Source organism: Streptomyces sp. NPDC030798 (genome assembly GCF_055572275.1).
Map to the genome: position 1 here is coordinate 97,065 of NZ_JBVIDR010000012.1, position 12,300 is coordinate 109,364.

The 12,300-nt window shown below is 71.3% G+C and carries 11 protein-coding genes and 1 riboswitch; all 11 genes read right to left on the reverse strand.

What is annotated here, in order from left to right; translation table 11 throughout:
• Window positions 1–260: 260 nt before the first annotated feature.
• Window positions 261–1,640: an NAD(P)/FAD-dependent oxidoreductase gene (locus ACZ404_RS26310; protein WP_468443942.1), complete on the reverse strand. Its 1,380-nt coding sequence runs from the start codon at window positions 1,638–1,640 to the stop codon at window positions 261–263.
• A gap of 489 nt (window positions 1,641–2,129) precedes the next feature.
• Window positions 2,130–3,083, reverse strand: a complete 954-nt coding sequence (locus tag ACZ404_RS26315; RefSeq protein WP_468443944.1) for a Ppx/GppA phosphatase family protein — start codon at window positions 3,081–3,083, stop codon at window positions 2,130–2,132.
• Window positions 3,080–3,685 (reverse strand): DUF501 domain-containing protein, encoded by a 606-nt coding sequence (locus ACZ404_RS26320; RefSeq protein WP_468443946.1) that lies wholly within the window; start codon window positions 3,683–3,685, stop codon window positions 3,080–3,082. The genes ACZ404_RS26315 and ACZ404_RS26320 overlap by 4 nt, the downstream gene beginning before the upstream one ends.
• 29 nt (window positions 3,686–3,714) lie before the next feature.
• On the reverse strand, window positions 3,715–4,191 hold the full coding sequence (locus ACZ404_RS26325) for an FtsB family cell division protein (protein ID WP_468443948.1): 477 nt from the start codon (window positions 4,189–4,191) through the stop codon (window positions 3,715–3,717).
• Between the two features lie 138 nt (window positions 4,192–4,329).
• Complete coding sequence (gene eno, locus ACZ404_RS26330) at window positions 4,330–5,625, reverse strand: phosphopyruvate hydratase (protein WP_468443950.1); 1,296 nt, start codon at window positions 5,623–5,625, stop codon at window positions 4,330–4,332.
• Between the two features lie 277 nt (window positions 5,626–5,902).
• Window positions 5,903–6,577, reverse strand: a complete 675-nt coding sequence (locus tag ACZ404_RS26335; protein WP_468443952.1) for a transglycosylase family protein — start codon at window positions 6,575–6,577, stop codon at window positions 5,903–5,905.
• 4 nt (window positions 6,578–6,581) lie between these two features.
• Window positions 6,582–6,751, reverse strand: a riboswitch (cyclic di-AMP (ydaO/yuaA leader).
• A gap of 176 nt (window positions 6,752–6,927) precedes the next feature.
• Entirely contained in the window at window positions 6,928–7,968 is a 1,041-nt protein-coding gene (locus tag ACZ404_RS26340; RefSeq protein ID WP_468443954.1) for a transglycosylase family protein, read from the reverse strand.
• Between the two features lie 149 nt (window positions 7,969–8,117).
• Window positions 8,118–9,407, reverse strand: coding sequence for a cytochrome P450 family protein (locus tag ACZ404_RS26345; RefSeq protein WP_468443956.1), 1,290 nt, complete (start codon window positions 9,405–9,407; stop codon window positions 8,118–8,120).
• Window positions 9,404–10,510 carry a nucleoside triphosphate pyrophosphohydrolase gene (locus ACZ404_RS26350; RefSeq protein WP_468443958.1) on the reverse strand — a complete coding sequence of 369 codons (1,107 nt, stop codon included), beginning with the start codon at window positions 10,508–10,510 and terminating at the stop codon, window positions 9,404–9,406. Before ACZ404_RS26350 ends, ACZ404_RS26345 begins: the two co-directional genes overlap by 4 nt.
• 134 nt (window positions 10,511–10,644) lie before the next feature.
• A complete protein-coding gene (locus ACZ404_RS26355) occupies window positions 10,645–11,295 on the reverse strand; it encodes a SurA N-terminal domain-containing protein (RefSeq protein ID WP_468443960.1) in 651 nt (216 codons plus the stop codon).
• Between the two features lie 149 nt (window positions 11,296–11,444).
• Complete coding sequence (locus ACZ404_RS26360; RefSeq protein ID WP_468443962.1) at window positions 11,445–12,272, reverse strand: glycoside hydrolase domain-containing protein; 828 nt, start codon at window positions 12,270–12,272, stop codon at window positions 11,445–11,447.
• Between the last annotated feature and the right edge of the window lie 28 nt (window positions 12,273–12,300).

The following is a 12,300-nucleotide window of genomic DNA, read 5'->3' on the forward strand; positions in this document are numbered from 1 at the left end:
CCCTGTTCGGCGCGCCGGGGGACGGGGCGGGCCGGGTGTCGCGGGGGGCGGGTCGGTGTCGCGGGGGAGGACATCGGGGCGCCGCTGATGGCCGTCGCGGGTGACCGGGACGGGATGCGGCCGGCCGCGCGGATGGCCCGCCGCCTCCTCGAGCGGCGCGGCCGCGCACCCCGAGGGCGATGTCCTGCGGGTATGCCGAAGGGGCCGCCCGCACCACGGATGGCGGGCGGCCCCTTCGGGGTGGAACGGTGACCTACGGGTCAGGAGGCCTTGGCCTTCTCCTCGGTCTTGGCGGCGGCGACCGGCGCCGGCTTGGCGGCCTCGTAGAACTCCTCGCGGGGGTTCTCCATGGCGCCGAGCGAGACGACCTCGCGCTTGAGGAACATGCCGAGGGTCCAGTCGGCGAAGACGCGGATCTTGCGGTTCCAGGTCGGCATCGCCAGGCCGTGGTAGCCACGGTGCATGTACCAGGCGAGGCGGCCCTTGAGCTTGATCTTGACCTTGCCCATGACGATCATCGCCACGCCCTTGTGCAGGCCGAGACCGGCGACCGCACCCTTGTTGCCGTGCTCGTACTCCTTCTGCGGGAAGCCCCGCATGCCGGAGATCACGTTGTCGCCGAGGACCCGGGCCTGGCGCAGCGCGTGCTGGGCGTTCGGCGGGCACCAGGCGTTCTCGTTGCCCGCCTTGCGGCCGACGAGGTCCGGCACCTGGGCGTTGTCACCGGCGGCCCAGATGTAGTCGGTGCCCTTGACCTGGAGCGTGGGCTCGCAGTCGACGTGGCCGCGCGGGCCGAGGGGCAGACCGAAGCGGGCGAGCGCCGGGTTCGGCTTGACGCCGGCGGTCCACACGATGGTGTTGGAGTCGACCTCGAGGCCGTTCTTCAGCACGACGTGGCCGTCGACGCAGGAGTCCATGGAGGTGGAGAGGTAGATCTCCACGCCCCGGCTCTCCAGGTGCTCCTTGCCGTACTGGCCGAGCTTGGGGCCGACCTCGGGCAGGATCTTGTCGGCGGCGTCGACGAGGACGAACCGCATGTCGTCGCGGGAGACGTTCTTGTAGTACTTGGCCGCGTCCCGGGCCATGTCCTCGACCTCGCCGATGGTCTCGGCGCCGGCGAAGCCACCACCGATGAAGACGAAGGTGAGCGCCTTGCGGCGGATCTCCTCGTCGTTCGTGGAGTCGGCCTTGTCGAGCTGCTCCAGGACGTGGTTGCGCAGGCCGATGGACTCCTCGATGCCCTTCATGCCGATGCCCTGCTCGGCGAGGCCGGGGATCGGGAAGGTGCGGGAGACCGCGCCCATCGCGATGACCAGGTAGTCGAACGGCAGCTCGTACGCCTCGCCCACCAGCGGGGCGATCGTGGCGACCTTGCGGTCCTGGTCGATGGTGGTGACCCGGCCGGTGAGGACCTCCGCCTTCGGGAGCACGCGTCGCAGCGGGACGACGACGTGGCGAGGGGAGATGCTGCCGGCGGCGGCTTCGGGGAGGAAGGGCTGGTAGGTCATGTACGACCGGGGGTCGACGACCGTGACGGTCGCCTCGCCGTAGCGCATCTTCTTGAGGATGCGCCGAGCTGCGTACAGGCCTACGTACCCACCGCCTACTACGAGGATCCTGGGACGCTCCGTGGTGCTCATGCCATCGAGTATCCACCCCTGTCTGGAGGGGTGCTCGTGCGCCCCTTCACAAGCTCGGGCAGCCCCTGTGCTAAACTCCGCGGCCCGCGTGACGCAGGGCATGGCCGTGGAGGGGCGCCCCGGGGCGGTTCGACCCGTTGTCAAGGGCGCGTGAGCTGCCTCTCTGGCCGGCCGGGGCGGTCGTGAGGGTCCCGCAACACGGCCGGAGCATCACCTTCGACGGGTGTCGTGAACCTTCCGTCTGAACATGTTCAAACGGCTGATGGGGCCCCGGAAGGGTGGACGGACACCGTTTCGGGGACGCCGGGGCGCCGATTCCTTGTGAAGAACTTCACGAACTTTCCCGACGCGCTGTCATCAGGCACGCTCCGGGGTGGCCGGGTGCGCCGCTCACACGTTATCCAACCTGCTCAACAGAGGCTACCGATGAGTAGCGAACAGGCCGGAATGAGACCGCGGTCACCGCGGCGACGCACCCGGATCCGGCTCTCAGCGCGCCCCGGCGGCCACCGACCACGCGATGCCGTCGAGGATGTCGTGCTCGCTGACGACGACCTCCTCCGCGCCGATGCGTTCCATGATCGCCAGCAGCACCAGCGCGCCCGCGCCGATGACGTCGACACGGCCGGGGTGCATGGAGGGGATGGCCGCGCGCTCGGCGTGCGTGGAGTGGAGCAGCGCCCCGGTGATCTCCCGGACCCGGTCGTGGGAGATGCGGGAGTGGTGGATGCGCGCGGAGTCGTACTCCGGCAGGTTCTGAGCGATCGCGGAGACCGTGGTGACCGAGCCGGCCAGGCCGACCAGGGTGCGGGCCTCGCGCAGCGGGACCGTCTGCTCGGCGAGGTCCAGGGCGGCCTCGATGTCGGCCCTTATGGCGGCGATCTGCTCCTCGGTCGGCGGGTCGCTCACCTTCCCCTCGTGCACCAGGTGCCGTTCGGTCATCCGCACGCAGCCGACGTCCACGGACCGCGCGGCCCGGACGTGGTCGTCCCCGACGACGAACTCGGTGGAGCCGCCGCCGATGTCCACCACCAGGTAAGGCCTGGCGAGGTGGTCCCGGCCGGTCAGTTCCTTCGTGGCGCCCGTGAAGGAGAACTCGGCCTCCTGGTCGCCGGTGATGACCTCGGGCTCGACGCCGAGGATGTCGAGCACGCCGTGCACGAACTCGTCCCGGTTCTCCGCGTCCCGGGAGGCGGAGGTGGCGACGAAGCGGAGCTTCTCGGCGCCGTGCTCCTTGATGATCCGCGCGTACGCGCGGCAGGCGGCGAAGGTGCGCTCCAGTGCCTCGGGGGCGAGCCGGCCGGTGCGGTCGACGCCCTGGCCGAGCCGCACGATGGTCATCCGCCGGTCCAGGTCGACGAGGTCACCCGTCGCCGGGTCGGCGTCCGCGACCAGCAGGCGGATGGAGTTGGTGCCGCAGTCGATCGCGGCGACGCGGGTCATCGGGCGTCCCCCTCGACCGGCCTGGAGGCGAAGTGGCCCTTGCCGTCCTCCGTCGTCTCGACCTGCCAGTCCTCGCCGGACGGCGGGCCGGCGGGCGTCACGCACGGGCCCTTGCGCCACCACTCCGGCAGCATCGCGAGCGCCTCGTCGCCGAGCGGGTTCACGCCGGGGCCGGCGGCCAGCGAGTGCGCCACCAGCACGTGCAGGCACTTCACCCGGTCCGGCATGCCGCCCGCGCTCGGGAAGCCCGCCAGCACCTCGATCTCGTCCCGGCGCCGGATGTAGTCCTCGTGCGCCGCGCGGTAGGCGGCGGCCAGTTCGGGGTCGCGCTGCAGCCGCTCGGTCATCTCCTTCATGACGCCGTCCGCTTCCAGCGTGCCGATCGCCGAGGCGGCGCGCGGGCACGTCAGGTAGTACGTCGTCGGGAAGGGCGTGCCGTCGGGCAGCCGGGGCGCCGTCTCCACGACGTCCGGCTGACCGCAGGGGCAGCGGTGCGCGATGGCCCTGAGGCCCCGCGGCGGGCGGCCGAGCTGCTGCTTGAAGGCCTCGACGTCCGCGTCGGTGGGCTCGGTGCGCGGGGTGGGCGGCGGAGGGGTTTCCATGACTGCTTCTCGCGTGGCTTTCTGTCGGTTCACTGGTCGGAGGCGTCGGACTTGTCGACCCCGTCCCAGACGTTCGTGTACCAGGGCCGGCGGGCGGCCCGGAGGTCGGCGCGGGACTGCTTGGCCGCGCCGGGGTCGATGACGACGTAACCGGTCTCGCCGGGCATCACATAGTGCAGCCGGCGCCGGATCTGCTGCTCGGCGTAGGCGTCGTCCTGCCAGCGGGCCTTGAGGTCGCGCAACTCCTCGACCCGGGCGCGCGCCTGCTGCCGCTGGCGCTGCAGGTCGGCGATCTCGGCGCGCTGCGAGACGTACTGCCGCATCGGGTAGGCGAGCGCGACGATCAGCGAGCACAGCACGAGCGCGAGCAGCGCGGCGCGCCCGGTGAGCCGGGAGCGGCGGGCCTGCCGTTTGGTCTGGGAGCGATAGACCCGGGCCGCCGTCTGCTCGCCGAGCAGCCGCAGCCGGGTCGCGGTGGAGAACCGGTCACGGTCCTTCACGGCCATCTTCCCCGCCTCCCGTTCACACGCGCGTACGTCCCCGCACACGGTACGGGACCGGGTGCGGGGACGTACGGACGACTGGCCATGACGTGGCCCGGGCCGGCTCAGCCCTTGGGGATCTGGACGTTCCCCCTGCTGTGCCTACTGGTTCGCAGGGCGAAACCGCGGGAAGGCGCTGCGGCCGGCGTAGACCGCCGCGTCGTCGAGGATCTCCTCGATGCGCAGCAGCTGGTTGTACTTGGCGACGCGCTCGGAGCGGGCCGGGGCGCCGGTCTTGATCTGGCCGCAGTTGGTGGCGACGGCCAGGTCGGCGATGGTGACGTCCTCGGTCTCGCCGGAGCGGTGGGACATCATGCACTTGAAGCCGTTGCGCTGGGCGAGCTCGACGGCGTCCAGGGTCTCGGTGAGCGAGCCGATCTGGTTCACCTTCACCAGCAGGGCGTTGGCGGTGCCCTCCTCGATGCCGCGGGCGAGGCGCTCGGGGTTGGTGACGAACAGGTCGTCGCCGACGAGCTGGACCTTGTCGCCGAGCTTGTCGGTGATGACCTTCCAGCCGGCCCAGTCGTCCTCGAACAGCGGGTCCTCGATGGAGACGAGCGGGTAGGCCGCGACGAGCTCCTCGTAGTACTCCGTCATCTCGGCGGCGGAGCGCTCCTTGCCCTCGAAGAGGTACTTGCCGTCCTTGTAGAACTCGGAGGCGGCGACGTCGAGCGCGAGGGCGACCTGCTCGCCGGGGACGTAACCGGCTTCCTTGATGGCCTCGAGGATGAGGTCGAGGGCGGCGCGGTTGGAGTCGAGGTTCGGGGCGAAACCGCCCTCGTCGCCGAGGCCGGTGGACAGGCCGCGGCCCTTCAGCACCTTCTTGAGGGTGTGGTAGACCTCGGTGCCCCAGCGCAGCGCCTCGGAGAAGGACTCCGCGCCGATCGGGGCGATCATGAACTCCTGGATGTCCACGTTGGAGTCGGCGTGCGAGCCGCCGTTCAGGATGTTCATCATCGGCACCGGCAGCAGGTGCGCGTTCGGGCCGCCCAGGTAGCGGAAGAGGGGGAGGTCGCTGGCCTCGGAGGCGGCGTGGGCGACGGCCAGGGAGACGCCGAGGATGGCGTTGGCGCCGAGGGAGCCCTTGTTGTCGGTGGCGTCCAGGTCGAACATGGCCTGGTCGATCAGGCGCTGCTCGGTGGCGTCGTAGCCGACCAGCTCCGGGCCGATCTGCTCGATGACGGCGAGGACGGCCTTCTCGACACCCTTGCCCTGGTAGCGGTTCGGGTCACCGTCGCGGAGCTCGATGGCCTCGAAGGCGCCCGTGGAGGCGCCGGACGGGACGGCGGCACGCCCGGTGCTGCCGTCGTCGAGGCCGACCTCGACCTCGACCGTGGGGTTGCCTCGGGAGTCCAGGATTTCCCGGGCTACGACGACGTCGATGGACGGCACGAGCATCTCCTTCTTGGATGTGACGCTGAGAGTGCGCGGCTGGTGTGCCGTGCGACTAGAGCCTAACCGTCCCGGGGGCGTCGGCCACCGACCGACCGTCCCGTGGACAGAGAGACCGTACCTATTGTTCCCGGTCGGAACAAAGGGGGGATGCGGGGGTCGCACGGAGGGGCCGCGGGAGGGCCCATGAAGGAACCCGGAAAAAAAGACCCCACCCCGGCGCGTACGGGGGAACACGCGCCGGGGCGGGGAGCCCGTGGGGGACGGGCGGGGCGGCCGCCGCTTACTTCAGGTGCAGCTGCTGGCCGGGGTAGATGAGGTCGGCGTCCTGGACGATGTCCTTGTTCAGCTCGAACAGCTTCTTCCAGCCGCCCTGGACGTGGTGCGCGGCGGCGATGGTGCTGAGCGTGTCACCCTTGACGACCTTGTACTCGCCGTCGCCCTTCTTGACCTTCTTGCCGGTCGGGGTGGTGACGGTCTTGCTGCTGCTCGCGGCCGGGCGCTCGGCGGAGCGGGAGGCGGCCTGCTGGTCGGTGGAGCGGCTGGTGGTGTTCGTCGAGGGAGTGGCGGCCGAGCCGTTGTAGGCGGCGCTCGACAGGCCCTTGCCGCAGACCGGCCAGGCGCCCTTGCCCTGGGCGGCGAGCACCTTCTCGGCGACGGATATCTGCTGGGCCTTGGTGGCCTGGTTGGCCTGGGGGGCGTACTGGGTGCCGCCGTACGCGGCCCAGGTGGAGGCGGAGAACTGCAGACCGCCGTAGTAGCCGTTGCCGGTGTTGATGGACCAGTTGCCGCCGGACTCGCACTGGGCGACCGCGTCCCACTCGGAGGCGGTGGCGGCGGAGGCGTTGCCGGCCGCCATCAGCGGGGCGGCGACGGCGGCGCCGGTGACGCCGGCGAGCGCGATGGCCCGGGTGGCCTTGGACGGACGACGGTGCTTGCCCTTGCCGGTGAACAGCATGGATCGATCCCCTCACCGACGCCTGCGAGGTGAGCTGTCGGGTTCGGGCCGGTTGAGTTGCCCGGCCGTGCCCCTCGTGTGAGGCACGGCTCCACCCCTAGCCGGTCCAGCGTCAACCGCTGGGCCCGGCACCTACCTTGGGTCCCCCGCTCCTGCCTACGGCGCATGATGCGACGACTGTTCCCGGGCGGCCGCTGGCAGGATTCGGCGTTGCGGCTGCCGGGGCTCGTGGTGACGAGCGGTCCTGACCGTAGACACGTGATCGAGGGAATTTCAAAGACGATCAGGGCTTCTGAGACTCATCCCACACTTTCGCCAAATCGGACATCAGGCGCGAATCAGGGCGTCAACTACCTCTGCTTATCGCCCGTTTCGGCACCGACTCGCAGGGTCTGACCGGCACTGATGTGGTTCGGGTCGGTCCCGATGACGCTCTTGTTGGCGTCGTAGAGCGCGCGCCATCCGCCGTCGACGTCAAGGGAGTCCGCGATGGAGGCGAGGGTGTCGCCCTCGCGGACCGTGTAGGCGCTCGCGTCGGTGGCGGCGTGACGGCCGGAGGAGGTGGCATTCTGACCGTTTGTCACGCTTTCGTCCGCACGATCACCCCGGTGACGTCCGCCACTGCTGAGCGCGCCGGTGTCGACGAGACTCCAAGAACCTCCGCTCTGCCATGAATTGTCCGAGTCGTCCGTCGTGGGATCCGTGGCGGCGGACCCGTCGCCCTGCGCGCCCCCGGAGTCGGGCGAGGTGGACTTGTCGGACTTGTGGGCGTCTGCCCCCTTGCCGGAACTCGAGTCCTTGGTGGAGCCGGAGTCCTTGCTCGCACCCGGGGACGGCGTGGTGGCCGTGTCCGAGGAGGAGTCGGACGAGGAGGACGAATCCGGCAGGCCGGACGAGTCGGAACTGTCGGTCGAACCGCCCGCGGTGCCGGAGTCGGAGTCCTGTCCGCCCGCATGCGAGGAGTCGGAACCGGAGTCCGAGCCGCCGAGGCCGGTGTCGACGTCCACGGAACCGGAGTTGGAGGTGAGGCCGGCGGTCAGGGCGCAGGTGGCCCAGGGGGTGGTGCCCCGGTCGGCCAGGATCTTCTCGGCGATGGAGATCTGCTGCGAACGGCTGGCCAGGTCGGCGGTGTCGGCGTACTGGGTGCCGCCGTACTTGTCCCAGTCGTCCTGCGATATCTGCAGGCCGCCGTAGTAGCCGTTGCCGGTGTCGGCGCTCCAGGAGCCGCCGCTCTCGCACTCGGCCACCTTGTCCCACGTGGTGCCGTCGGCCGCGTTGGCGCTCGCGGCGCCGAGCAGCGGGATGGCGATGGCGGAGCCGGTCACTCCCGCCGCGACGAGGAGGGCCGGGGCCTGACGGGGGCGACGGTGACGACCGTTCCCGGAGAGCATGCGGAAGCCTTTCGTGCGACAGCAGGAGCGGCGCGGCGGGAGACGCTCGCCGCCACGCTGATGGGTGAACGTATCCGCAGACGATCACTTGTCACAAGTTAATGCCGCGCAGATCACGTGAAGATCACAGAGTTGAACGTCTTTCATGTTTACGGTTGTACGGTCTTCCCGGCGGCCGGGGTGAACTCCACCGGGAGCGTGCGCAGGCCGCGCATGATGAGCCCGCCGCGCCACCGCAGCTCCGCCGGATCGGCCGCGAGCCGCAGGTCCGGGAGCCGGGTCAGGAGGGTGGCGAGCGCGGTCTGGCCCTCCAGGCGGGCGAGCGGGGCGCCGAGACAGTAGTGGATGCCGTGGCCGTAGCCGAGGTGCTGGTTGTCCCGGCGGGCGAGGTCCAGGAGGTCCGGGTCGGCGAACCGCTCCGGGTCCCGGTCGGCGGCGGCCAGGACGACGAGGACGGGGTCGCCGGGCGCGATGTCCTGTCCGCCGATGCTGAGCGGCCGGGTGGCGAACCGCCAGGTGGCCAGCTCCACCGGGCCGTCGTAGCGCAGGAGTTCCTCGACGCCGGTCTCCAGCAGGCCCGTCTCCCCGGCGGCCAGGGACTGCTGCAGCCGGCGCCGCTGCCCGGGATGGGTGAGCAGGGCGTAGGTGCCGTTGCCGATGAGGTTGACCGTCGTCTCGAACCCGGCGAACAGCAGGATGAACGCCATCGCCGCGGCCTCGTTCTCGGTGAGGTGCTCACCGTGGTCGGAGGCGCGGATGAGACCCGAGATGAGGTCCTCGCCGGGGGCGGGCTCGGCGGGCAGGGCCCGGCGCTTCCTGTGGATCAGCTCGGCCAGGTAGCCGCGCATCTTCTTCACCGAGCGGGCGACCCCGCCCCGGGGGCCACCGCCGTGCCGGATCATCATGCCCGCCCAGTCCCGGAAGTCGTCCTGGTCCTCGCGCGGGACGCCGAGCATGTCGCAGATGGCGTAGATGGGCAGCGGGAAGGCGAATTCGTGGATGAGGTCGGCGCGACCCCTCGCCGCGAACCCGTCGATGAGGCCGTCGGCCAGCTCCTGCACGCGCGGCGCGAACTCGGCGACCCGGCGGGGCGTGAACGCCTTGCTCACCAGCCGCCTGAGCCGGGTGTGGTCCGGCGGGTCGATGTTGAGCAGATGGGTCATCAGCTCGGCCTTGCGCTCGCCCGGAATGCCCGTCTTGCCCTTGGCGTGCGCGGGCTCGTCGTGATGCTCCGGGTTCTTGCTCAGCCGCTGGTCGGCGAGCGCCTGCCGGGCATCGGCGTACCGCGTGACCAGCCAGGCCTCGACCCCGCTCGGCAACCTCGTCCTGCGCACCGGCGCGTGCTCGCGCAGCCAGGCGTAGGCGGGGTAGGGGTCGGCGGCGAACTCCCAGGTGAAGAGCTCGGGAGCGGTGCTGTCGGGCAGGGGCTGGTCGGTCACTCCTCGACGGTATCCGGCGCGGGGTGGGCCTCCGCGTCCCGGTGGCGGTCGCCGTCGGCCGCGCGTATCGCGCCGGGCGCTGCGCCCTCGGCCTCTCGGATGGCGTCCCGGTACGCCCGGGCCGCCGCTCTCAGGGCCGCTTCCGGATCCACGCCCTCGGCCTCGGCGCGGGCCGCCAGCGCCAGCAACCGGTAGCCGATGCCGTCGCCCTGCGGGAGTGGCACCTCCAGGCCGGCCGTCCGGGCGCGGGAGGCCAGCTTGGCGGTGAGGGCGAGGCCGGGCTGGCCGAGGGGGACGCCCTCGGTGACCGAGGTGCGCCGCTTCTCCTCGGCCTTGGTGCGCAGCCAGTGCTCCTTGACGTCCTCCGGGGTCTCGGCCTGCTCCTCACCGAAGACGTGCGGGTGGCGGTGGATCAGCTTGGCGACGATGCCCCCGGCCACGTCGTCGATGGAGAAGGGGGTGTCGGGGTGCTCCTCGGCGATACGGGAGTGGAAGACGACCTGGAGGAGGACGTCGCCCAGCTCCTCGCGCAACTCCTCGCGGTCGCCGGCCTCGATCGCCTCGACCAGCTCGTACGCCTCCTCGATGCCGTACTTCGCCAGGCCCTGGTGGGTCTGGCGGGAGGACCAGGGGCATTCGGCGCGGATGCGGTCCATGACCTGGACGAGGTCGAGCAGGCGGGCGCCGGGCAGGTCGTAGGAGGCGGGCAGCAGCTCCAGCTCGGGCATCCGGACCCGGCCGGTGCCCGCCAGGCGGGCCAGGCCGTCGGTGAGGGCGGGCTCTCCCTCCCCCGTGGCCACGACCACCACCGTCCGCCCGCCGGCGCAGGCGTCCACCAGCTCCTGCGCGGTGGGGGACGCCTCGGCCACGGCTATCGCGGCCTCGCGCAGATACGGCAGCTGCGGATGCGCGCCGTCCGCGCACAGCACCGCGTCGGCGCCGCGCAGGGCCTGCCAGGCGGGCCAGGACAGCAGGCCGGGCGCGACCCGGTGGCTGGTGGTGAGCAGGACGATCCGGCCGGGGGCGGCACCGGAGGCGTCCTGACCGACGGCGTCGCGGCCGGTGGGTTCGGGGCTGCTGGGTTCGGGGCTGGTGGCGTTCACGATCCGAACGTAACCCACGGCGCCGACGGACGAGACCGGTTGTCCACAGGGGTGGGGGCAACGTGTGATCGTATGACCGGTCGTCCTTCGGACCCCGCTGCCGTACCGTTACGGCACCTCCGAAACCCCGGCCCCTACGCCGTCTGCTGCTGCGATCCCGTTGCCGTGACCTCCCGGACCCACGGCGTCTTGGCGTCCACGCGGCTGCTCTTCTGCACGTCCCAGGCGCCGTAGCGCGGGTTCAGGTCGACGTCGAGCTTCTTGGAGGCCTGGGACAGCGCCTTCCAGAAGGCCGGCCGGCTCGGGTCGGTGCCGAGCCGGGCGGCGAGCTTCTGCGCCTCCAGCTGCAGGCGGAGGTTCTCGTCCAGGCGCTCCGGGGCGACGCCGTACTTCTGCAGCCAGGCGGTCTGCAGGGCCTTGGCGCTGCCGGCCTGCTGCTCCAGGCCGGTGCGCAGCTGCACGACCTCCCGGCGGCTGACCGTGACGCCCGCGTCCTGCGCGGCGCGGTGCAGCACCCGGTCCAGGACCATGTTGTGCAGGGTGTCCCGGGTGAGGCTGCTGGTGGAGGCGAGGACCTGCCGGTACTGGGTCTCCTCCGGCACCGCGGCCCGCTGCGCCCGGCGCACCTCGTCGACCCGGTTCTCCAACTGCGCCACGGTGATCCGCTGCCCGCCGACGACGGCGGCCGCGCCCGGGTGCGCGCCGCTTCCGCAGGCGGTCAGGAGAGGGGCCGCGGCGGCGATCGCGGCGGAGAGGACGAGCGCGGTGCGACGGCGGCGGTGCAAGGAAACCTCCAGGGGAGATTGTGCGACGGTGCACAAGGTCTTGCGGTGATCGATGGTAGGCAGTGGGCAGGCTGTGGCCAACCCATTCGACCAACGATTCGCGCCCGCTTCGGGCACCGTCGCGCCGGTCCCGGCAGGAGTGCTTCGGATCAGCCGGTGATGGCCACCGGGGCGTCCCAGGCGTCACGGTCGACGGTGAGGGTGACGCCGCCGTGCGACTCCTTGCTGTTGACCATGTACTGGTGGGCCCGGCTGTGCGGCGTGAACTGGCTCGCGCCCCACGGCCAGTCCGTGGTCGTGGTGTTCTTCTTGTCCCACAGCGCGTACCAGAGGTTGCCCGGCAGGTCCGTCTTGTCGCTCGCGGTGGCGATGGCCTTGGCGCTCGAGCTGGTGAAGCCGTAGTAGCCGGCGCGGTACGTCTTGGCGCGCAGCTCCTTGTCGAAGGCGCGGACGTAGCCGAGCACCGCGTCGTTGCACGACTTGTTCGTGATGTCGTAGGGCTCCATGTCGAGGTAGATCGCGCTGCCGGCCTTCATGCCGAGCGCCGAGGCCTTGGCCACCGCGTCCTTGGCGTCGCTGGTGCCGAGGGAGGTGGCGGTGGAGGCGGTCAGCTTCTCCGGGTTGGAGCCGGACTGACAGGGCGGCTGGGCGCCGACGTAGATCGGAACGAGCTTCCAGCCGAGGCCGCTGACGTACGACACCCAGGAGGAGGTGAGGTTGGGCTGGCTGCAGCCGCGGTTCTTGCCGCCCACATAGACGGCGGCGGCGCCGTAGAAGCCGGTGTGCCAGGCCTTCATGGTCGCCTTGGAGGGCGCGGCGCAGGTGTCGAAGGCGCGGCCGGTGTACGTCTTCTGCGCCGGCCAGGTGGTGGCGGCCATGGAGGTCTGCGCGGCGATCCCGGCACCGGCGACGACGGCCGCCCCGGTCACCGCCCACGTGACGTATCTGCGCTTCCTGGACTGCCGATGGCCGGCCACTTGCCCCACCCCTGATCGTTCGTCACCT

What these genes read in the sequence shown, in the direction of transcription:
- ACZ404_RS26310 (WP_468443942.1), bottom strand. Translation starts at nt 1,640, where the DNA reads ATGAGCACCACGGAGCGTCCCAGGATCCTCGTAGTAGGCGGTGGGTAC.
- ACZ404_RS26315 (WP_468443944.1), bottom strand. Translation starts at nt 3,083, where the DNA reads ATGACCCGCGTCGCCGCGATCGACTGCGGCACCAACTCCATCCGCCTG.
- ACZ404_RS26320 (WP_468443946.1), bottom strand. Translation starts at nt 3,685, where the DNA reads ATGGAAACCCCTCCGCCGCCCACCCCGCGCACCGAGCCCACCGACGCG.
- ACZ404_RS26325 (WP_468443948.1), bottom strand. Translation starts at nt 4,191, where the DNA reads ATGGCCGTGAAGGACCGTGACCGGTTCTCCACCGCGACCCGGCTGCGG.
- eno (WP_468443950.1), bottom strand. Translation starts at nt 5,625, where the DNA reads ATGCTCGTGCCGTCCATCGACGTCGTCGTAGCCCGGGAAATCCTGGAC.
- ACZ404_RS26335 (WP_468443952.1), bottom strand. Translation starts at nt 6,577, where the DNA reads ATGCTGTTCACCGGCAAGGGCAAGCACCGTCGTCCGTCCAAGGCCACC.
- ACZ404_RS26340 (WP_468443954.1), bottom strand. Translation starts at nt 7,968, where the DNA reads ATGCTCTCCGGGAACGGTCGTCACCGTCGCCCCCGTCAGGCCCCGGCC.